This is a genomic window from Geodermatophilus sp. SYSU D00815, from assembly GCF_054050035.1.
The window spans coordinates 158,625-177,053 of sequence record NZ_JBJGYO010000006.1; the positions used below are offsets into that span (position 1 = coordinate 158,625).

General features: G+C 76.3%; 20 protein-coding genes. 10 read left to right on the forward strand and 10 right to left on the reverse strand.

The annotated features are described in order from the left end of the window. Positions 1–18 precede the first annotated feature (18 nt). On the reverse strand, positions 19–1,392 hold the full coding sequence (locus tag ACI78S_RS09535) for an LLM class flavin-dependent oxidoreductase (protein WP_456972547.1): 1,374 nt from the start codon (positions 1,390–1,392) through the stop codon (positions 19–21). A gap of 325 nt (positions 1,393–1,717) precedes the next feature. Here ACI78S_RS09535 and ACI78S_RS09540 point away from each other — a divergent pair, with 325 nt between their 5' ends. Next, positions 1,718–2,605, forward strand: coding sequence for a LysR substrate-binding domain-containing protein (locus ACI78S_RS09540; protein WP_456972549.1), 888 nt, complete (start codon positions 1,718–1,720; stop codon positions 2,603–2,605). Then, positions 2,605–3,138 (forward strand): cupin domain-containing protein, encoded by a 534-nt coding sequence (locus ACI78S_RS09545; protein ID WP_456972551.1) that lies wholly within the window; start codon positions 2,605–2,607, stop codon positions 3,136–3,138. Before ACI78S_RS09540 ends, ACI78S_RS09545 begins: the two co-directional genes overlap by 1 nt. Before the next feature lie 7 nt (positions 3,139–3,145). On the opposite strand, the gene ACI78S_RS09550 is transcribed toward ACI78S_RS09545, so the two are convergent. Then, positions 3,146–3,925 (reverse strand): DUF899 family protein, encoded by a 780-nt coding sequence (locus ACI78S_RS09550; protein WP_456972553.1) that lies wholly within the window; start codon positions 3,923–3,925, stop codon positions 3,146–3,148. A gap of 202 nt (positions 3,926–4,127) precedes the next feature. On the opposite strand from ACI78S_RS09550, the gene ACI78S_RS09555 reads away from it, so the two are divergent. Further along, positions 4,128–4,853, forward strand: coding sequence for a YcnI family protein (locus ACI78S_RS09555; protein ID WP_456972555.1), 726 nt, complete (start codon positions 4,128–4,130; stop codon positions 4,851–4,853). Positions 4,854–4,935: 82 nt separating this feature from the next. Here the strand turns inward: ACI78S_RS09555 and ACI78S_RS09560 are convergent, their stop codons facing one another. Beyond that, entirely contained in the window at positions 4,936–5,256 is a 321-nt protein-coding gene (locus ACI78S_RS09560) for a hypothetical protein (RefSeq protein ID WP_456972557.1), read from the reverse strand. A 227-nt stretch (positions 5,257–5,483) separates the two neighbouring features. Here ACI78S_RS09560 and ACI78S_RS09565 point away from each other — a divergent pair, with 227 nt between their 5' ends. Then, positions 5,484–6,989 carry a serine/threonine protein kinase gene (locus ACI78S_RS09565; RefSeq protein ID WP_456972559.1) on the forward strand — a complete coding sequence of 502 codons (1,506 nt, stop codon included), beginning with the start codon at positions 5,484–5,486 and terminating at the stop codon, positions 6,987–6,989. A gap of 43 nt (positions 6,990–7,032) precedes the next feature. On the opposite strand, the gene ACI78S_RS09570 is transcribed toward ACI78S_RS09565, so the two are convergent. The 4 genes from ACI78S_RS09570 to ACI78S_RS09585 all read right to left on the reverse strand — a co-directional run bounded on the left by ACI78S_RS09570 (position 7,033) and on the right by ACI78S_RS09585 (position 10,085). After that, positions 7,033–7,317: a hypothetical protein gene (locus ACI78S_RS09570; protein WP_456972561.1), complete on the reverse strand. Its 285-nt coding sequence runs from the start codon at positions 7,315–7,317 to the stop codon at positions 7,033–7,035. 198 nt (positions 7,318–7,515) lie between these two features. Continuing rightward, on the reverse strand, positions 7,516–8,388 hold the full coding sequence (locus tag ACI78S_RS09575; protein WP_456972563.1) for a hypothetical protein: 873 nt from the start codon (positions 8,386–8,388) through the stop codon (positions 7,516–7,518). Between the two features lie 157 nt (positions 8,389–8,545). Next, positions 8,546–9,388, reverse strand: coding sequence for a siderophore-interacting protein (locus ACI78S_RS09580; RefSeq protein WP_456972565.1), 843 nt, complete (start codon positions 9,386–9,388; stop codon positions 8,546–8,548). Positions 9,389–9,449: 61 nt separating this feature from the next. After that, positions 9,450–10,085: a DUF1707 domain-containing protein gene (locus ACI78S_RS09585; protein WP_456972567.1), complete on the reverse strand. Its 636-nt coding sequence runs from the start codon at positions 10,083–10,085 to the stop codon at positions 9,450–9,452. A 135-nt stretch (positions 10,086–10,220) separates the two neighbouring features. Between ACI78S_RS09585 and ACI78S_RS09590 the strand changes: the two genes are divergently transcribed. From ACI78S_RS09590 to ACI78S_RS09600, 3 genes are all read left to right on the forward strand, one after another. Then, the gene (locus tag ACI78S_RS09590) at positions 10,221–11,327 is read left to right on the forward strand and encodes a sensor histidine kinase (RefSeq protein ID WP_456972569.1); all 1,107 of its coding nucleotides are present in this window, start codon (positions 10,221–10,223) and stop codon (positions 11,325–11,327) included. Then, positions 11,324–11,983: a response regulator gene (locus tag ACI78S_RS09595; protein WP_456972571.1), complete on the forward strand. Its 660-nt coding sequence runs from the start codon at positions 11,324–11,326 to the stop codon at positions 11,981–11,983. Before ACI78S_RS09590 ends, ACI78S_RS09595 begins: the two co-directional genes overlap by 4 nt. A gap of 81 nt (positions 11,984–12,064) precedes the next feature. Next, positions 12,065–12,466 (forward strand): hypothetical protein, encoded by a 402-nt coding sequence (locus tag ACI78S_RS09600; protein WP_456972573.1) that lies wholly within the window; start codon positions 12,065–12,067, stop codon positions 12,464–12,466. Here ACI78S_RS09600 and ACI78S_RS09605 read toward each other — a convergent pair. After that, a complete protein-coding gene (locus ACI78S_RS09605; protein WP_456972575.1) occupies positions 12,463–14,556 on the reverse strand; it encodes a SpoIIE family protein phosphatase in 2,094 nt (697 codons plus the stop codon). The genes ACI78S_RS09600 and ACI78S_RS09605 overlap by 4 nt on opposite strands. 138 nt (positions 14,557–14,694) lie before the next feature. On the opposite strand from ACI78S_RS09605, the gene ACI78S_RS09610 reads away from it, so the two are divergent. Beyond that, positions 14,695–15,345, forward strand: a complete 651-nt coding sequence (locus ACI78S_RS09610) for a TetR/AcrR family transcriptional regulator (protein WP_456972577.1) — start codon at positions 14,695–14,697, stop codon at positions 15,343–15,345. On the opposite strand, the gene ACI78S_RS09615 is transcribed toward ACI78S_RS09610, so the two are convergent. Beyond that, complete coding sequence (locus tag ACI78S_RS09615; protein WP_456972578.1) at positions 15,300–15,875, reverse strand: hypothetical protein; 576 nt, start codon at positions 15,873–15,875, stop codon at positions 15,300–15,302. The two genes, ACI78S_RS09610 and ACI78S_RS09615, sit on opposite strands and share 46 nt — an antisense overlap. Before the next feature lie 109 nt (positions 15,876–15,984). Then, entirely contained in the window at positions 15,985–16,254 is a 270-nt protein-coding gene (locus tag ACI78S_RS09620; RefSeq protein WP_456972580.1) for a flagellar FlbD family protein, read from the reverse strand. Positions 16,255–16,476: 222 nt separating this feature from the next. On the opposite strand from ACI78S_RS09620, the gene ACI78S_RS09625 reads away from it, so the two are divergent. Both ACI78S_RS09625 and ACI78S_RS09630 read left to right on the forward strand, forming a co-directional pair. After that, positions 16,477–17,478, forward strand: a complete 1,002-nt coding sequence (locus tag ACI78S_RS09625; RefSeq protein WP_456972582.1) for an iron-siderophore ABC transporter substrate-binding protein — start codon at positions 16,477–16,479, stop codon at positions 17,476–17,478. Beyond that, positions 17,475–18,422, forward strand: a complete 948-nt coding sequence (locus tag ACI78S_RS09630; protein ID WP_456972584.1) for an ABC transporter substrate-binding protein — start codon at positions 17,475–17,477, stop codon at positions 18,420–18,422. Before ACI78S_RS09625 ends, ACI78S_RS09630 begins: the two co-directional genes overlap by 4 nt. The last annotated feature ends 7 nt before the right edge of the window (positions 18,423–18,429 follow it).

Genomic DNA, 18,429 nt, shown 5'->3' on the forward strand with positions numbered 1-18,429 from the left:
TTCTCTCGGGCACGGGGCTCACGGGACGAGCGCCGGGACGGCCGGCTCGTCGGGGGTGGTCGCGGCGCGGCGCGCGGCGGTGTGGCGGTTCTCGGGCACCGGCAGGCCGAGGTTGCCGCGCAGGGTGGTCGACTCGTACTCGCTGCGGACGACGCCGCGCTCGCGCAGGATCGGCAGCACCTGGTCGGTGAAGCGGGCGAACTCCCGGGGCGCGTTGACGGTGACGTTCACCCCGTCGAGGCCGCCGGCCTCGAACCAGCGCTGGATCTCGTCGGCGACCGTCCGCGGCGAGCCGACGAAGGGGGAGCGCCGGGCGTCCAGCTGGTGCTGGACCACCTGGCGCAGGGTGAGGCCCTTCTCCCGCGCCAGCTTCTTGATCGCCTCGGCCTGGGTGCGGAAGCTGCGCTCGCCGGCGTCGCCCACCTCGGGGAACGGGGCGTCGAGGTCGTACTGCGAGAAGTCGTGCCAGCCGAACGGGCGGCCGAGCTCGGCGAGCGCCTTGTCGAAGGTCCTGCCGCCGAGGACGGCGGCCTCCTTCTCCCGGGCCTCCTCGTCGGTGTCGGCCACGATCACCGAGATCCCCGGCACGATCAGCAGCTGCTCGGGGTCGCGGCCCTTGGCGGCGGCCCGCTCGCGCAGCTCGGTGCGGAAGGCCCGCGCCTGCTCCAATGTCTGGGCGTGGGTGAAGATCGCGTCGGCGATGCCCGCGCCGAGGTCGCGGCCCTCCTCGGAGTCGCCGGCCTGGAAGATCACCGGCTGGCCCTGCGGCGAGCGCTCGATGTTCAGCGGGCCGACGACGGAGAAGAACTCGCCCTGGTGCTCGAGGGCGTGCAGCCTGGTGCGGTCGAAGAAGACGCCGCGCTCCTTGTCCCGCGGGAAGGCGTCGGCCTCGTAGGAGTCCCACAGCCCCTGCGCCACCCGGACGTGCTCGAGCGCGCGCCCGTAGCGGGTCGCGTAATCGTAGTGCTCGTCGCGGCCGTAGTTGCCCGCCGTCCCGGCGTCGCCGCTGGTGACGACGTTCCAGCCGGCCCGCCCGCCGCTGATGTGGTCGAGCGAGGCCAGCCGCCGGGCCACGTCGAACGGCTCGTTGTACGAGGTCGTCAGCGTGCCGACCAGGCCGATGTGCCGGGTGTGCACCGCGATCGCCGACAGCAGGGTCAGCGGCTCGAGGCGGCTGAGGTAGTGGTGCGGCGAGTCGGGGGTGATGAACTGGCTGTCGACGATGAAGACGTGGTCGAACTTCGCCGCCTCGGCCTCCTGGGCGCGGGCGATGTACCAGCGGACGTCGACGCTGGCGTCGCCGGGGATCTCCGGGTCGAGCCAGGTGCTGTGCTGGCCCGGACCGCCGACCCCGAGGAGGACGGCGCCGAGCTTCAGCGTGCGACGGGACATGGGGGACCTTCCTGACGTGGGCGTGGGGAGGCAGCGCCGAGCCACCCCCGGCCGCGGGGCGGCAGGGGGCGGGGAGGGGACGGCGCGGTGCCGGAGGGGGTGTCGCTGCCGCGCGGCGGCGCGGCGGACCGATCAGCCGATCAGGTCAGCGACAGAGGCTCGCCTCGCTGCGAGCGAGGTCCAGCCAGCGACGACACGTGAGCATCACGGCGGCCGGCGGGGTCATGCCGACGATCATGCGGGGACGGCGCCGCGGGTGTCCAACGACTGTTCGTGATGGGGACCCATCACGAGCCGCGATCCTTTCTCTACTAATCTGATCGACATGAACCGGATACTGGCGATCGCTCCGCTGCGCAGCCTCGTGGCCGTCGCGGACTGCGGCGGTTTCCAGCGGGCCGCCACCGCGCTGCACCTGAGCCAGGCGGCGGTGAGCCAGCACGTCCGCCGGCTGGAGACGGCGACCGGCCGGCGGCTGGTGGAGCGCGACGGCCGCGGCTCCCGGTTCACGGCCGAGGGCGAGCAGCTGCTAGGCCACGCCCGGCGGATCCTCGCCGCGCACGACGAGGCGCTGCTCAGCCTGGGCGTCGAGACGGAGGAGACGGTCGTCATCGGCTCCACCGAGCACGCCGCGGCGCAGCTGCTGCCCCGTCTCTCCGCCGCGCTCGAGGCCGTGCTGCCCGACCACCGCGTGCGGTTCCGGCTGGACCGGGGGACCGGCCTGCGCGAGGCGCTGGCCTCGGGCCGGGTCGACGTCGCGCTGCTGCTCGGCCCCGCCGACGGCCCGCGGGCGACGCCGGTGGGGCAGCTGGAGCTCACCTGGTGCTCGGCGCCGTCGTGGCGGCTGCCGCCGGCGCCGCGGCCCGTGCCGGTCGTCGCGTTCGACGACCCCTGCGCGCTGCGCACCCGCGCCCTGGACACGCTGGCGCGGCACGGCATCCCCGCGGTCGTCGGCGCCGAGGCGATGCAGCTGGCCGGCGTGCAGGCCGCGGTGGGCGCCGGGCTCGGCGTGGCGCTGCTGGCCACGCTCGGCCAGACCCCGGAGGGCCTGGTCGCGCGCGACGACCTGCCCCGGCCCGACCCCCTCCCGCTGGCGGCGTGGACCCGCCAGGGGCTCCCGCCCGAGATCGCCCGCCGTGTCGCCGACGCGCTGCGGCGGCTGCTCGCGGCGCCGGTCGCCGTCCCGAACCTCGCACTCGTCAAGGGAGCCTGATGCCCGCACTCCACGTCCCCGCCGGCAGCGCCGGCGGGGAGTTCGTCCGCACCCCCAGCGGTGTGCTGCTACCCGCGGACATCGACCCGTTCCACCGGCGGCTGCACCGCATCGCGCCGTCCGGGCTGGTCGGTGACACCACGCAGACCTCGGGCATGCGGCGGCTCGAGGCGGTCAGCGGCAAGACCGTCGGCGCGCGGCACCTCTGGATGGGCCAGACCCACGTGCCGGGCGCGACGGCCTCGGGCAACCACCACCACGGGGCCTCGGAGACGGCGATCTACGTCGTCTCCGGGACACCGGTGTTCGTGTTCGTCGACCTCGAGGGCGACGAGCCGGTCGAGACCCGCATCGAGACCGGGCCGGGGGACTACGTCTTCGTCCCGCCGTACGTGCCGCACCGGGAGGAGAACCCCGATCCCGACACCGAGGCGGTCGTGGTCATCGCGCGCACCACCCAGGAGGCGGTCGTCGTCAACCTCGACGCCCTCGACTGGTCCGAGGTCCGCCTCGACGGCCCCGGGGAGGGCTAGGAGCGCGTCAGTGGTGCGGGCCGCGCCGGCCGAGGGTCTCCACGGGGGTGGCGCCGGGGCGGGTCCACTGCGGCACGGGGCGGCTGGTGGGCCCCCAGGTGGGGTTCCCGTCCGCGTCGGAGCGCCAGTACCAGCACGCGTGGCGCCCCTCGGGCCAGCCCTCGGGCTTGTCCTCCCACACCTCGCCGCGGCCGTAGGGCGTCCTGTCGAGCAGGCCGAAGGAGCCGACGACCGGCTCGTTGCCGCGGCCGGTCGTGGAGTAGGTCAGGAAGGTGCGGTCGCCGTCGCGCAGGTAGCAGGTGAGGTACCCCATCTCCCCGCCGACGGGCTCGTCGACGCCGCGCACCGAGTACCAGGGCTGGGTGTAGCCCATGAACTCGACGTAGGCGGCCACCTCGTCCCAGCGGCCCGTGGTCAGGACGGCGAACGAGACACCCCTCGCGTCGAGGTACACGGTGTCCCGGAGCTGCCACGTCGTCATGGTGCAGCCCTCGCACTGCCCCTGGTGCGGCGCGCCGTCGTACCACATGTGCTTGTAGACCAGGAGCTCGTCGCGGCCCTGGAACAGGTCCAGGAACGGGACCGCGCCGTCGGGTCCGACGACCTCGACCGTGCCGTCGAACTCCACCATCGGCAGCCGGCGGCGGGCCGCGGCGAGGGCGTCGCCCTCGCGGGTGTGGGCCTTCTCGCGGACCAGGAGTTCGTCGCGGGCGGTCTGCCAGGTGGCCAGGTCGACGACGGGCGGGCGGCCGGGCAGCGCGGTGGGGTGGTCCGGCGTGGTCGTCATCGCGTCCTCCGTGGTGTCTCGACCGGGGGGTCACCATGGCGGACCCGCGGCCCGGCCGGAACTCATCGGCCGCCGGGGCCGCCCTGACGGGACTCCCCAGGTCTGGGGGCGGAGCTCGGGGAACCGGACGAGCCCCCGCGGCGACTAAGAACTCGACCGGGACGGCGCCGGCCGGACCGACCGAGACCACCAGGAGACCTTCGTGACCATCCGACTGCGCCGCGCCGCCCTGGCGATCCTCGCCGCGGTCGCCGCCGTCCTCGCGCTGGGCGTCGGGACGGCGTCCGCCCACGTCAGCGTGGGCTCGCCGAACGCCGCCGCCGGCGGCTTCGCCGAGCTCACCTTCAGCGTCCCGAACGAGAGCGACACGGCGTCGACGACGGGGCTGCGCGTGCAGCTGCCCACCGACACGCCGCTGGCGTTCGTCAGCGTCAAGCCGGTGCCCGGCTGGACCGCCGTGACCACGACGACCACGCTGGACCCGGCGATCGAGTCGCACGGCACCACGATCACCGAGGCGGTCAGCGAGATCACCTGGACCGCCGACCCCGGGGTCGGCATCCGGCCGGGGGAGTACCAGACCTTCTCGATCAGCGCCGGGCCGCTCCCGGACGCCGAGTCGCTCACCCTGCCCGCCATCCAGACCTACGACGACGGCACCGAGGCGGCGTGGATCGAGCCGACCGTCGACGGGCAGCCCGAGCCGGAGCGCCCGGCGCCGGTGCTCGCGCTGGCCGGCGAGAGCGCGGGCGGCGAGGCCGAGGGCGGCACGGTGGCCGAGGCCTCGGCCGGGTCCGACGCGGCTGCCTCCGACGACTCGGGTGGTTCCGGGCTGGCCGTGACGGCGCTCGTCGTCGGCGCGCTGGGCCTGGTCGCCGGCGTCGCCGGTCTCGGGATCGGGCTGGCCGCGCGGCGGCGCGCCGGCTGACCACGCCGCGGCGGCGGCGCCGGCCACGGTGCCGGGCCGCCGCCGCCGCGCGCAGCGCCGTCCCCGGAGGGGTCGGCTCCGGTCAGCCGGCGCAGTTCTGGTCGACGTACGCGTCCAGGAACTCGACGGCGCCCTCCACCTCCGCCTGCTCGTCCCGGGGCAGCTCCTCGAGCTCCTCCACCCGCGCCAGGGCGACGCGCACCGCCTCCACCGAGTCCTCGAGCCGGTCGGACGGCGCGACGTCCTGGAGGTCCTCCAGCAGCGGGAGTCCCTCCTCGGCGCTCTCCGCCTCGTCCACCTGCTGGTGGACCGCGCAGAACTCCTCGACCGAGCCACCCCCGCACCCGCTGAGCAGGAGGGGGACCGCGAGCGCGGCCGCGGCGGGAAGGGCGCGGGTGCGCATGGACGTGCCTCCGGTGGGGTCAGGGGACGGGGCAGGGACGCTATCCGGCCGCCCGGGGCGGTGGCCGTCGCAGGCGGGAGCGCCTCCCCCGAAGGAGGTTCCGCCGTGGTGGTCCTCCCGCGCGTCGGTTCACGACTCAGCGAGACCGCGTGGTTACGGTGAGGTCACGCCGGGACGGGGGTCCGGCTGCCCGACCCCACGTGACCCCGGAAGGACGACGGCTGGACGTGCGAGCCGCGGTGAACGACATCCGCAGGACCGGATCCCGCCCCGGCGACCTGCTCGGCGATCGCTACGAGCTGGAGTCGGTGATCGCCGCCGGCGGCATGGGCCGGGTGTGGCGGGCCCGCGACACGGTGCTCGGCCGGCCGGTCGCGGTGAAGGTGCTCGGCGGCGCGCAGACCGCCGACCCGACGTTCCTCACCCGCTTCCGCTACGAGGCGCGGCACGCCGCGCAGCTCGGCGACCCGCACATCGCCGCGATCCACGACTACGGCGAGGGGGTCGACGGCGACGGCGAGGAGATCGCGTACCTGGTGATGGAGCTGGTCGAGGGGGAGACCCTGGCGGCCCGGCTCCGCCGCACGCCCCGCCTGGACCCGACGACGGCGCTGGAGGTCGTGCGGCAGACGGCGTCGGCGCTCGCCGCGGCCCACGCCGCCGGCGTCGTGCACCGCGACGTCAAGCCGGCCAACGTGCTGGTGCGGCCGGACGGCGTCGCCAAGCTCACCGACTTCGGCATCGCCTGGTCGGCGGCGAACGTGCCGCTGACCCGGGCCGGCCAGGTGATGGGGTCGGTGCACTACCTCGCCCCCGAGCGCCTGGACGGCTCCCGGGCCACACCCGCCAGCGACGTCTACTCCCTCGGCGCCATCGCCTACGAGTGCCTGGCCGGGCACCGCGCGGTCGAGGGCGACAACTCCGTCGCCACCGCCTTCAAGCACGCCCGCGAGACGCCGGCGCCCCTGCCCGCCGACGTGCCGGCCGACGTGCAGGCCCTCGTCGCGCGGGCCATGGCCCGGCAGCCGGCCGACCGGTTCCCCGACGGCGCCGCCCTGCGCGACGCCGTCGACGCGCTGCTGCCGGCCGCCGATCCCGACCGCAGCCCGACGACGCTCCTGACGACCGACGTCGACCCGGACCCCCACAGCGCCACCGCCACCGACGTCCTCGCGCTCGGCGGCGGGCGGCGGCGCGGGGCCGTGGTCGCCCTCGTGGCGCTGGCCCTCGCGGCCGTGCTCGCCGTCGTCGTCGGCGTCGCGGTGCTGCTCTCCCCGGACGCCCCGGGCAGCGCCGAGCCGGCCGGGGCGACGCCCCGGGCCACGACCGCCGGCGCCGAACCGGCCGTCGCGACGACCGTCGCCCTCGCGGCGGACGGGCTGGTCGGCAGCAACGTCACCGAGGTGCGCAGCCAGCTGGTCGCGCTCGGGCTCGCGGTGCGGCTGCAGGCGGTCGAGCGCGCTGGTGTCCCGGCGGGGCAGGTGCTCGAGCTCGACCCGGTCGGGCAGCTCGCCCCCGGCCAGCTCGTGACCGTGACCTACGCGACTCCGCCGCCACCGGCCCCACCCAGGACCGCCGCGCCGTCCACGACCGCGCCGACCGCCGAGGCCCCGGCCCCCGCGGCGACGGGCGCGACGGACGAGGGTCGGGGCAACGGCAACTCCGACGGGGGGAACGGCGACGGGGACGACCGGGGCCGCGACCGCGACCGGGGCCGCGACCGGGACGACTGAGCCGGCCGACCGCTCGGACGGCGTCCTCCGGCGGTCGCGCGGGTCAGCTGACGGGCGTGGTCCCGAACATCAGCACCCGCCGGCCGACGTCGTAGTGGACGTCGTCGCTGTCCCGCAGGAGGTCCTGCAGCGCGTCGGCGTCGTCCGCCGAGAGGGTCAGCACCTCTTCCCACGCGCCCTGGTCGAGGACGAGTTGGAGCGTGAAGACGCCGGCGCTCCCGGGCTCCTGGGCCACCCAGGAGAACTGGTAGTGGCTCAGCTGCCGGACGCGGATGCTGTCGTCGGTGAGCGGCTGCGTGACCTGGGCGACGGGGGGCTGCTCGGACATCGGCTCTCCTCGGTCGGTACGCGAGGACCGCCGCATACCCAGGTCAGCGCCGGGGCAGCCGGTTCGGGATGCCGGACCGCGCGCGTCGTGGCAGCCTGTCAGCAGGCCACGCCGCGCCGGGTGGAGGGGGACTCCCTGGCGGGGCACCGGGTCGGGTTCAGAGCTCCAGCTCCCCGGCTCGGCCATGCCCGCAGGGCGTCAGGGGGCCGGCTCGGCACCGTCCAGCGGCGCGGCACCGTCCAGCGGCTCCGTGTCGTCCGGCGACGCGGCGCCGGCCGGCGGGGTGGCGCCCCCCAGCGGCGCGGGCTGCGTGGTCTGCGGCGCGCCGGAGGCCGACCCGGTGGGTCCGGCCGCGGAGCTCGGCGCGCCGGTCCCCGTCGGCGCCGACGACGAGGCGGACCCGGTCGGGCCGGTGGGCTCCGAGTCGTCCTCCACCGACCCGGTGGGCCGGGACGGGGACTCCTCCGCGGTGGGCGTCGCCGGCGTGCTCGTGCCCGGCGAGGTCGGCGTCGACGGGGTCGTGGTCCCGGCGTCCGCCTGGTCGTCGCCCAGCTCGCCGAGGGTCGTCGTCCCCGCGCTGGAGGAGCTGGTGACCATCGCCGAGACCGGCTTCTGACCGATCAGCTCGATGCCGGTGATGATCCCCATCGCCACGGCGAAGACGCCGACGGCGTAGGCGGCCACCCGGCCCCAGCGCGGCTGGAACCGCCGGGCCGGCGCCCGGCGCGGGTCGAGCCGCGCCGGCAGGACGGCGGTGGCGTCGGGGTCGGCGGCGACGGCGGCCGGCCGGTGCGTCCGGCCGCCGGCCAGCGCCTTGCGCAGCCGCTCGTTGGTCTTGGCCAGCGAGCTGCTGTAAAGCGCGGCGCCGACGCTGCTCACCACGCTGGCCAGCGCGGCGCCGATGAGGGTCCCGGCGACGCCGAAGAACGACAGCAGCACCGCCGACGACACCGCGGCGAGCGCGCCCGCCGCCACCTGGACGACGTTGATGCCTGTGCCCTTCGGCTGGTCGGCCTCCTCGGCCTTCGGGTCGTCGGTCTCGGCTGCGGACGTGGGACGCGGGGAAGTCATGAGCTCCGGGGTGGACGTGCACGTGCGGGGGAAGAGGGCCCGGCGAGGCCGGGCCACCGGTTCGAGGCTACGAGACCCGGCGGCCCGGCGTCGCGTCGCTCCCCCCGCTCAGCACGCCCCTGACCTGCGGGAAGACAGCGGTGTGATTCCTCGCACGTCAGACGGCGACGGGAGCCTCCTCCGCCTCGATGGCGGCGTTCCACTCCCGCTTGCCGGCCTGCCAGCGGTCCTCGGTGTCGCCGACCCGCCAGTACCCGGAGATCGAGGTGAACTCCGGCTGCAGCCCCCGCTGCGCGCGCAGGTACCGGCGCAGCTCCCGGACCGCGCCGGCCTCGCCGTGGACGAAGAGGTGGGCGGTGCCCTCCGGCAGCGACGCGGCGAGCACGGCGGCCACCAGCGCCACGCCGGGGGCCCGGCCGCCGCGGTGGACCCAGACGAGCTCGACGCCGTCGCCGACGACCAGGTCGGCCTGCTCCTCGGTGCCGTCGGCCACCTCGACGAAGACGAGGGCGCGGGCGCCGGCCGGCAGCCGCTCGAGCGTGGCGCCGATGGCCGGCAGCGCGCTCTCGTCGCCGGCCAGCAGGTGCCAGTCGGCGTCCGGGGACGGGGCGTAAGCCCCGCCCGGGCCGAGCAGCTGGATCAGGTCACCGGGCTGCGCGGCCGCGGCCCAGGGGCCGGCCAGCCCCTGGTCGCCGTGGTGCACGAAGTCGATGGTCAGCTCGCCGGCGCCGGGGTCCCAGCTCCGCACGGTGTAGGTCCGGGTGACCGGCCACTGCTCGCGCGGGAACTGCTCGCGCACCTGCTCGACGTCGTACGGCACGCCGTAGGGCGCGCCGGCCGGCGGGAAGAGCAGCTTCACGTAGTGGTCGGTGAAGGCGCCGGCCGGGAACCCGGCCAGCCCCTCGCCGCCGAGCACCACGCGGATCATGTGCGGCGTCACCCGGGAGGTGCGCAGCACCTCGGCGACGCGCGGGGTACGGGGGCGTCGGGCCTGGGTCATGCGACCGCCTTCCTCGAGGATCTCCGGCCACCCAGGTTAGCCTTCCCTTAGTTCCAGGGGACTACGGCTCCCGCCGCCCCTCGCCGAGCCGGTCCAGCAGGGCCCGCCAGCGGCTGGGCGACTCACCCGGGGCGAGGCTGCGCAGCCGGAGGTCGCCGAAGACCGCCGACGCGCGGACGACGACCACCGGCGTCCCGGCGAGCCGGGGCACCGGCGCCAGCTCGGTGCGGCGGTCGCCGAACACGGTCCAGCCGTGCAGCTCGGCCTCGACCCCCTCGGGGACGATCACCTCGACGTCGCCGAACACGGTGTGCAGCTCCAGCTCCACCCGGGGCTCGCCGGTGCGCAGCCCGCGCAGGTCGACGCGCACGTCGCCGAAGACCGTCCGCGCCCTGGGCACGGGGCCCGTGAGCCGGAGGTCGCCGAAGAAGGAGCGGGTGTCCTCGGGCAGCCGCGTGCCCACGACGTCGCCACCGGGGACCGCGGGCGTGCCGGGCGCCGGCAGGTCGGCCACCAGCGGCGCCAGGTCGGCGACGGTGACCGCGGCGTAGGCGGCCGCGGCGCGCTCGCCGAACTCGTCCACGTCGAGGCGGCCCTCGCCGAGCGCCGCCTGCAGCCGGTCGACCGCGGCCTGGCGGTCGGCGTCGGAGGCGCGGAGGGCGGGCGCCCGGTCCGGTCGGTCGGTGTCGTCGGACACGCCGCCGACCGTAGCGGGCAACCGATCCGGCACTCCACCGTGTCGTCGTCATCGGGAGCCGCCGAGCGGCGGGCGACGGGGAACGGTCGGGGGCGGGGTGTTGACCCGTGCGGGCCCTGATCGCACAGTGGCCCGGTGAGGCGTGCGCTGGCGGTGCTGACCGGCCTCGCGCTGCTGACCCTGGTGGCGGAGGCCGTGGGCGAGGCGCACGCGGTGCCCGCGGTGGCGGTGGGCGCCGGCTACGCGCTGCTGGCCACGGCCGGTTTCGCGTGGGTCGACCGGCAGCCCGCGGCGCGGCGGCGGTGGCTCGCGGTCGCCTACGTGCTGCTCGCGCTGCCGCTGGGCTTCCTGGTCTTCGGGCTCGGCGCCGCCGGCGTGGGCGGCACGCTCCTCCTGCTCGTCCTGGTCAGCCAGGCCTACCTGCTGCTGCCGCTGCCCGCGGCCGTGCTGGTCACCGCGGTCGTGCCGCTGGTGCACCTGCCCATGGGGTGGGCCGACTTCGTGCGCAACGCCCTGGGCATGCTCGGCGCGGCGGTCTTCACCGCGGTCGTCACCGAGCTGCTGCGGCGGGAGCAGCGGTCGCGGGCCGAGCTGGCCGCCGCCCACGAGCGGCTGCGCGGGTACGCCGCCCAGGCCGAGGAGCTGGCCACCACGCAGGAGCGCAACCGGCTCGCCCGCGACATCCACGACGGCCTGGGCCACCACCTCACCGTCGTCCAGATGCAGGTGCAGGCCGCCCGGGCCGTGCTGGCCACCGACCCCGCCCGGGCCGACGCCGTCCTGGCCAAGGCCCAGGAGCAGGCGCGGGAGGCGCTCGCCGAGGTGCGCCGCTCGGTGGCCGCCCTGCGCGAGCAGCGGGTGCGGCCGCCGCTGCGCACCGCGCTGGAGGCGCTGGCCGCCGAGGCCTCGGCCGCCGGGGTGCCCACCCGGCTCGACGTCGAGGGCGAGGTGCGGCCGCTGCCGGTCGAGGCCGAGGAGTCGCTGTTCCGCGCCGCGCAGGAGGCGCTCACGAACGTGCGCAAGCACGCCGGCGCCTCCGCCGCCCGGGTGGTGCTGGACTTCCGCGGCCCGGCCACCGTGCGGCTGGAGGTCTGCGACGACGGCCGCGGGCTGCCGGCCGCCGAGGGGACCGGCTTCGGTCTGCTGGGCATCCGCGAGCGGGCGGTCCGGGTCGGCGGCCGGCTCGACGTCAGCTCCCCACCCGGCGGCGGGACGACGCTGCTCGTCGAGGTGCCGGGATGACCACCGGCCCGGTCAGGGTGCTGCTCGCCGACGACCAGGCTCTGTTCCGCGAGGCCCTCGGCACGCTGCTCGCGGCACGGCCCGAGGTCGAGGTGGTCGGGGAGGCGGGCAACGGCGCCGAGGCGGTCGAGCGGGCGGCCGCGCTGTCCCCCGACGTCGTCCTCATGGACCTGCACATGCCGGTGCTCGACGGCGTGGCGGCCACCCGGCGGCTGCGGGCCGAGCAGCCCGGCGTCCGGGTGCTCGCGCTGACCACCTTCGACGACGACGAGGACGTCTTCGCGGCGCTGCGGGCCGGTGCCCTCGGCTACCTGCTCAAGGACGTCTCCGCCGACCGGCTGGTCGAGGCGCTGCTCGCCGCTCGCCGCGGGGAGTCGGCGCTGCAGCCGTCGGTCGCCGCCAAGGTCGTGGCGCAGTTCGCGCGGCTCTCCGCCGAGCCGGGGCCGCGGCCGCAGCCCCTGGTCGTCCCGCTCTCCGACCGCGAGCTCGAGGTGCTCCGGCTGCTCGCCGGCGGGCGGAGCAACCGCGAGATCGCGCGGGAGCTGTTCCTCGCCGAGGGCACGGTCAAGAACCACGTGACCAACGTGCTGGCCAAGCTCGGCGCCCGCGACCGCACCCAGGCGGCGCTGCGCGCCCGGGCCCTCGACCTGCTCTGACGGGGGTCACGCCGCGACGTGACCCGCGGCCATGACCTCCGGCACATCCCGTCGGAGCGCGCCGCCGCGACCCTCTCCCGCATGACGACCGAGACCCTGCACACCCCGTCCCGCCGCCGCACGGCCTGGCACCTGACCCGCCACTACTTGGAGATGGTCGTGGCGATGCTGGTCGGCATGGTCGCCCTCGGCCCGGTCTGGAGCCTGGTCTGGCCCGGCTGGACGGCGACGACCGAGGTCCACGTGCTGCTCATGGCCACGAACATGGCGATCGGCATGGCCGCGTGGATGGCCTTCCGCCGGCACTCCTGGGGCTCGATCGCGGAGATGTCCGCCGCGATGTACGTGCCGTTCCTGGTGCTGCTGGTGCCGTACTGGGCGGGCGTGGTCGGCGCCGGGTTCGTGTTCACCGCCGGGCACGTGCTGATGCTGCCGGCGATGGCGGTGCCGCTGCTGCGGCGCCGGCACGAGTTCGCGCACTAGGGCCGGCGGCCCTCGCCCGGCGCGGCGGCCTCCTCGGCGGCGACCGGCACGCCCTCCAGCCGCAGGCAGATGAGGACGACGTCGTCGTGGAGCCGCCGGCCGCCGGTCAGCTCGCGCATCACCCCGCCGCACCAGTCGGCCGGCCGCGGCCCGTCGAGCCGCTCGGCGACCGCGGCGAGCCGCGCCAGCCCGGCGTCGAGGTCGGCGCCGCGGCGCTCCACCAGGCCGTCGGAGTACCAGATGAGCACCGCCCCGGGCGGGACGTCGACCTGCGCCTCCGTGCGCGCCTCGGGCACCACCGCCAGCGGGCGCGAGCGGCCGCCGGGCAGGAACTCCGCCCGGTGGTCGGCCACCAGCAGCGGCGGCGGGTGCCCGGCGCAGGCGTAGCGCAGCCGCCCGGTCGCGGGGTCGTACTCGCCGTAGCCGATCGTGGCGAACCGCGCGCCGGGGATCGCCGCGGAGGCCCGGTCCAGCGCCTCGAGCACCGCGGCCGGCCCGTCGTGCGGCGCGGCGGCCACGACCCGCAGCGCCGAGTGCAGCCGGCCCATCGCCGCGGCGGCCCGCAGGTCGTGCCCCACGACGTCGCCGACGACGAACCCGATCCGGCCGTCGGCCAGCGGGAAGGCGTCGTACCAGTCACCGCCGATGTCGTGCTGCTGGTCGGCCGGCCGGTAGCAGCCGGCGACCAGCGCGCCGGGCAGCTCGTCGGGCACCGAGGGCAGGAAGGCCTGCTGCAGCTGGTGGGCGGCCTCGCGCTCGGACTCGTACAGCCGGGCGCGGTGCAGCGCCTGGGCCATCAGCTCGGCCAGCGTGCGCGCCACCGCGGCCACGTCCTCGACGGCGTCGTCGGTGTCGCAGGCGAAGGCCAGCGCGCCGACGGTGGCGCCGCCGGCCCGCGCCGGGACGGCGAGCTCGCGGCCGCTGCGCACCTCCGCGCCGGTCAGCGCCGCCGTCGCCACGGTCGAGGAGTCGTCCAGCGGCACCTCGACCGGGGCGGACGGGCGTCCTGTGGTCCAGACCCGCAGCCGCGCGCCGTCCGCGGTGCGCACGCCGACCGCCCCGGAGTCGGCGACCAGGCCGGTGCCGGACCGCACCAGGACCTCGGCGACGGCGTCGGTCGTGGCCGCCGTCGCCAGGCCGGCCGTCACCTCCTGCAGCGCCTCCATGCGGCGCCGGGCGTCGCTCTCCCGGCGCGAGACGGAGCGCGCCCGCTCCCGCTCGGCGATCTCGACCGCCAGCAGCCAGGCGGTCAGCACCGCGACGGCGACGAACAGCTGCAGGGCGGCCGCCTCGACGCGCGGGGACTGCTCGAACGTGGCCCACGGGCCGTGGCCGGTCACGGTCATGACGTTGGCGGTCACGGCGAGCGCCAGGCCGGCCTCGGTGACCACCGGGACGCCGTGGCGGACGGCGAACCAGAGCAGCAGCGGCAGGGGCAGGTAGGCCACCGGCGCCGACGTCGGCCAGAACGTGGCGATGGTGACCGCGACGGTGACGGCGACCAGGCCGAGGCGGTGCACGACGCTCGGCGCGGTCGGCCGCCCCCGCTCCAGGTGCCAGGAGAGCACCGCCCCGCCGGCGGTGATCGCGCCGAGGCCGTCGCCCGTCCAGAACGGGAGCAGCCCGTCGAGCACCGCGGGCCCCTGCGACAGGTGGATGGTCGTCGAGCCGATCAGCCCGCCGACGAAGGGGCCGGCCACCCCGCCGCAGAGGAGGAAGTACCCCAGGTCGCGGCGCCGGCTCAGGTCGAGACCGCGCACGAAGCGGCGCAGCAGCGTCGCGCCCACCAGCGGCTCGGCGGTGTTCGCCAGGGCGAAGCCGAGGACCCACGGGAACTCGAGACCCTGGCTGAGGTCGACGCCCACCTCGACCAGCGCCGCCGTGCCGAGCACCCACGGCCACCGGCCCGGCTCGCTGAGCACGAGCGCGGCCAGGGTGACGCCGGCGGGCAGGAACAGGACGGCGCCGGTGGGGGAGGACTCGAACAGCAGGAACGAGGTCATCGCCCCGACCGCGTAGCCCGCGGCCACGAGGAGGACCAGCCGCCACGGCACCCGGAGCCGAGCCGTGCGCGGGTGCGGGCTCGCCATCAGCTCTCCGCCCGTCGACGCCACCCGTGGGGGCTCACGAGATCATCTGCGCCGTACACGATGCCAGGAGCCCGCGCGGCCCGATAGGGCCGCTGCTCGGCCAGGACGTCGTCGCGGGGACGCCGGTACCGTCGGTGGATGACCGCCGACCCGCCCGGCGCCGCGCGCCGACGCGGGCGCCCGCTCGACCGGGCGCTCGACGAGTCGATCCGCACCGCGGTCCTCAAGGTGCTCGCCGAGAGCGGCTACCGCGGGCTCACCATGGACGAGGTGGCCCTCGCGGCCGGGGTCAGCAAGGCCACGATCTACCGCCGCTGGCCGGGCAAGATCGACCTGCTCGTCGACGTCATCGACGCCGCGAGCGACGACACGCTCGTGCGCGCCGACACCGGCTCGCTGCGCGGTGACCTCGTCGCCCTGCTCGGCGCGCTGGCCGACATCCTCGCGGGCCCCGGCGGGGGCGCCAGCCGGGCGCTGCTCGGCGCCCTGGACGACGAGCCGCTGCTGGCGGAGGCGTACCGGCGCGGCCCCCTGGCCCGCTGGGAGCGCGCGTTCGCGGAGGCGTTCGAGCGGGCCGTCGCCCGCGGTGAGGTGGCGCCGGGTGCCGGCGCCTCGCTCGCGGCGGAGGCGGGGCCGGCCATCGTCGTCCAGCGGTGGCTGGTCGCCGGGCGCACGCCCGACGCGGACGCCGTCACCGCCGTCGTGGACCAGGTGGTGATGCCGCTGCTCACCGCAGCCGCGGCTCAGCCGGCGTCGGACGGGTCCTCGTCGGGGTCGGGGAAGTCGTAGGTCGGCGCGGGCGTCTGCCCGCGGGCGGCGACGACGGCGGCCACCGTCACGCTGCCGGCGTCGGCGAACAGGAACGTGACCTCGACCGACTCCGACGAGTGCAGCTCCCGGTCGAGGTCGACGAGGACCAGCGACGGCTCGTCCTCGGCGCCGACGTGGACGGTGTCGTTCGCCGGCACGTCGATCCCCAGCCCGTCCGCGGGGGTCCCGTCGACCACGTCGGCGAAGTCCGGCCCGGTGACCTCGACGAGCTCGTCGGCGTCCTCACCGGTGTTGCTGATCGCGAGGTGGAGCCGGGCGTCGTCACCGGGGCGGTAGCTGCCGTCGAGCGGGAACTCCAGCTCCACGTCGAGCACCTTCACCGCGTCGTCCACGCGCTCGTCCACCCCGGCGTTGCCGCCGGCCACCTCGGGGCCGGGCTTCGGGTCGGCCGCGCCGCAGCCGGCCAGGACGGTCACGGCCGCCAGGCCGGCCACCGCGCCGGCGCGGCCCCGGAGGTGCTGCCCGCGCACTGCTCGCCGGGCGCTCATCGTCGCTCCTCTCGGAGGGGTCGGGTTCCCTCCGATGCCTACCCGTGCGCTCCCGTGGCGATGGGCGCCGTCACGGGATCGCAAAGCACGCGCCCGGCCCGGCCGGCGCTCAGCGGTCGGAGCGCGCGGGGAAGGGCACGACCGCCGCCCCGGTGACCTCCGCCCGGTGGGTGGGGGTGTCGATGAGCCGCCAGGCGCTGACCATGACCGCCGCCCGGTACGCGCGCACCTTGCCGACGACCTGGTCCGGGGTCTCGGCCACGACGTACCTCGTCCCGTCGGTCAGGAACAGGACGGTCTCCGGCTGCTGCTCCACCCGCTCGATCTGGGCGGGGTCCAGGCAGCAGCGCTCCCCGGTGGTGCGCGTGAGCGCGATCACGTGCGCCCCCTCTCGTCGGCGTCCCCGGTGGGCACTCCTCCCATCGACCCGGTGGGGGAGGTGCTCCAGCGCCGCGGGCGCCGTCCACCCGTGCGGGTGACCGGAGGGGGGAGCGCCGCGTCGACCGCGGCGCCACCCGGGGTGGGCGCGCGCAGGTGGTAAGGGTAGCCTTCCCTTCCTCTCGCGGGGGAGTCCCGCGACCAGGTCGAGGAGAACCGTCCGATGCGCATCCGCGCCACCCTGTCGGCCCTCGCGGCCCTGACCCTCCTGGTCGGCTGCGGCAGCTCCGAGGAGCCCGCCGAGGAGGCGACCGGCTCCGGCGCCGCGGACGGCGCGTTCCCCGTGACGATCGACCACGTCTTCGGCGACACCACCATCGAGGAGGAGCCCGAGCGGGTCGTCGTCCTCGGGTGGAGCGCGCAGGACGTCGTCTACGCCCTCGGGGTCACGCCCGTCGGCATGCCGGCCTACTCCTACGGCGGCGACGACGAGGGCGTCCTGCCGTGGAACGCCGAGCACTACGACCCCGAGCGGACGACGCTGATCGACACCACCGACGGGTACCCGCTCGAGCAGATCGCCTCGCTCGCGCCCGACGTGATCCTGGCGCCGTACGACGGCTTCGACGAGTCGGTCTACGACGGCCTGAGCGGCATCGCGCCGACCGTGGCCTACCCCGACGAGGCCTGGTCGACGCCGTGGCAGGAGCAGACCCGGATCATCGGCGAGGCGCTCGGCCGCAGCGACGAGGCCGAGCAGCTGATCGCCGACACCGACCAGCGCATCGCCGACGTCGCCGCGGAGCACCCCGAGTTCGAGGGCGTGACCTTCAGCTACGCCAACCTCGGCGCGGAGTCAGTGTTCGTCTACCTCCCCAACGACCCGCGGGTGCAGCTGGTCGAGGGCCTCGGCCTCACCCTGGACCCGGCCGTGCAGACCCTCGCCGGCACCGGCGAGCAGACCAGCTTCTACTCGACGCTGTCCCTGGAGCAGGCCCCGCAGCTCACCTCCCAGGTCCTGATCGCCTGGACCGCCGGGGCGGCGGAGGAGGTCACCTCGCTGCCCATCTACGCGCAGGTGCCGGCCATCCAGCGCGGGTCGGCCGTGGTCGTCGACGACGCGAGCTTCGTGTTCGGGACCAGCGCGGTCAGCGTGCTGTCGATCCCGTGGGTGCTCGACCGGTTCGTCGGCGAGCTGTCCACCGCCGTCGCGAACGCGCAGTGACCCGGCTGCTCCGCCCGGTCGCGCTGGCCCTCCTCGCCGCGCTCGTCCTCGCCGGCTGCGGCGCCGACGACGCGGCGGAGCCGGCCGACGGGTCCCCTGCCGCCGCCGACGCCGCCTTCCCGCGCACCGTGGACCACGCGATGGGGTCGACCGAGATCCCCGCGCGGCCGGAGCGGGTCGTCGTCCTCGACACCGGCGAGCTCGACTCCGTCACCGCCCTCGGCGTGACCCCGGTCGGGGCGGTGACCACCGACGTCGCCACCGGCTTCCTCAGCTACCTGGCCGAGGACGCCGAGGGCGTCGAGCAGGTCGGCACGATCGCCGAGCCGAACCTGGAGGCGATCGCCGCGCTGCGGCCCGACCTCATCCTGTCCAACAAGGTGCGCCACGAGGACCTCTACGACCAGCTGTCCGCGATCGCGCCGACGGTCTTCGCCGAGCGCGTCGGGGCCGCATGGAAGGAGAACTTCCTGCTGGCCGGCGAGGCGCTGGGCCTGGAGGACCAGGCGCGGGCCGCGCTGGAGGAGTACGCGGCCGACGCCGCCGCGCTGGGGGAGGAGCTCGGCGAACCGGCCCCCACGGTGAGCGCGCTGCGCTTCGTCGAGGGCACGATCCGCGTCTACACCGGGGAGTCGTTCCTCGGCACCGTGCTCACCGACGTCGGGCTGCCGCTGGTGGAGCTGCCCGCCGAGGAGGTGCCGACCTTCGCCGAGCTCAGCCCCGAGGAGCTCACCAGCGCCGACGCCGACGTCGTCCTGTACTCCTCGTACGGCGACGCCGAGCGCTCCGGCGAGGAGTCGGTCGTGGCCGGGCCGCTGTGGCCGCGGCTGGGTGCGGTGGCGGCGGGCGACGCCCACCAGGTGGAGGACGACGTCTTCTACACCGGCATCGGGCTCACCGCGGCCGGGCTGGTGCTCGACGACCTCCGCCGGCTGCTGGCCTAGGTTGCGG

Bases quoted from the DNA above. Each gene is read 5' to 3' on its own strand.
- ACI78S_RS09535 (WP_456972547.1), bottom strand. From the start codon at position 1,392: ATGTCCCGTCGCACGCTGAAGCTCGGCGCCGTCCTCCTCGGGGTCGGC.
- ACI78S_RS09540 (WP_456972549.1), top strand. From the start codon at position 1,718: ATGAACCGGATACTGGCGATCGCTCCGCTGCGCAGCCTCGTGGCCGTC.
- ACI78S_RS09545 (WP_456972551.1), top strand. From the start codon at position 2,605: ATGCCCGCACTCCACGTCCCCGCCGGCAGCGCCGGCGGGGAGTTCGTC.
- ACI78S_RS09550 (WP_456972553.1), bottom strand. From the start codon at position 3,925: ATGACGACCACGCCGGACCACCCCACCGCGCTGCCCGGCCGCCCGCCC.
- ACI78S_RS09560 (WP_456972557.1), bottom strand. From the start codon at position 5,256: ATGCGCACCCGCGCCCTTCCCGCCGCGGCCGCGCTCGCGGTCCCCCTC.
- ACI78S_RS09570 (WP_456972561.1), bottom strand. From the start codon at position 7,317: ATGTCCGAGCAGCCCCCCGTCGCCCAGGTCACGCAGCCGCTCACCGAC.
- ACI78S_RS09575 (WP_456972563.1), bottom strand. From the start codon at position 8,388: ATGACTTCCCCGCGTCCCACGTCCGCAGCCGAGACCGACGACCCGAAG.
- ACI78S_RS09580 (WP_456972565.1), bottom strand. From the start codon at position 9,388: ATGACCCAGGCCCGACGCCCCCGTACCCCGCGCGTCGCCGAGGTGCTG.
- ACI78S_RS09595 (WP_456972571.1), top strand. From the start codon at position 11,324: ATGACCACCGGCCCGGTCAGGGTGCTGCTCGCCGACGACCAGGCTCTG.
- ACI78S_RS09600 (WP_456972573.1), top strand. From the start codon at position 12,065: ATGACGACCGAGACCCTGCACACCCCGTCCCGCCGCCGCACGGCCTGG.
- ACI78S_RS09605 (WP_456972575.1), bottom strand. From the start codon at position 14,556: ATGGCGAGCCCGCACCCGCGCACGGCTCGGCTCCGGGTGCCGTGGCGG.
- ACI78S_RS09610 (WP_456972577.1), top strand. From the start codon at position 14,695: ATGACCGCCGACCCGCCCGGCGCCGCGCGCCGACGCGGGCGCCCGCTC.
- ACI78S_RS09615 (WP_456972578.1), bottom strand. From the start codon at position 15,875: ATGAGCGCCCGGCGAGCAGTGCGCGGGCAGCACCTCCGGGGCCGCGCC.
- ACI78S_RS09625 (WP_456972582.1), top strand. From the start codon at position 16,477: ATGCGCATCCGCGCCACCCTGTCGGCCCTCGCGGCCCTGACCCTCCTG.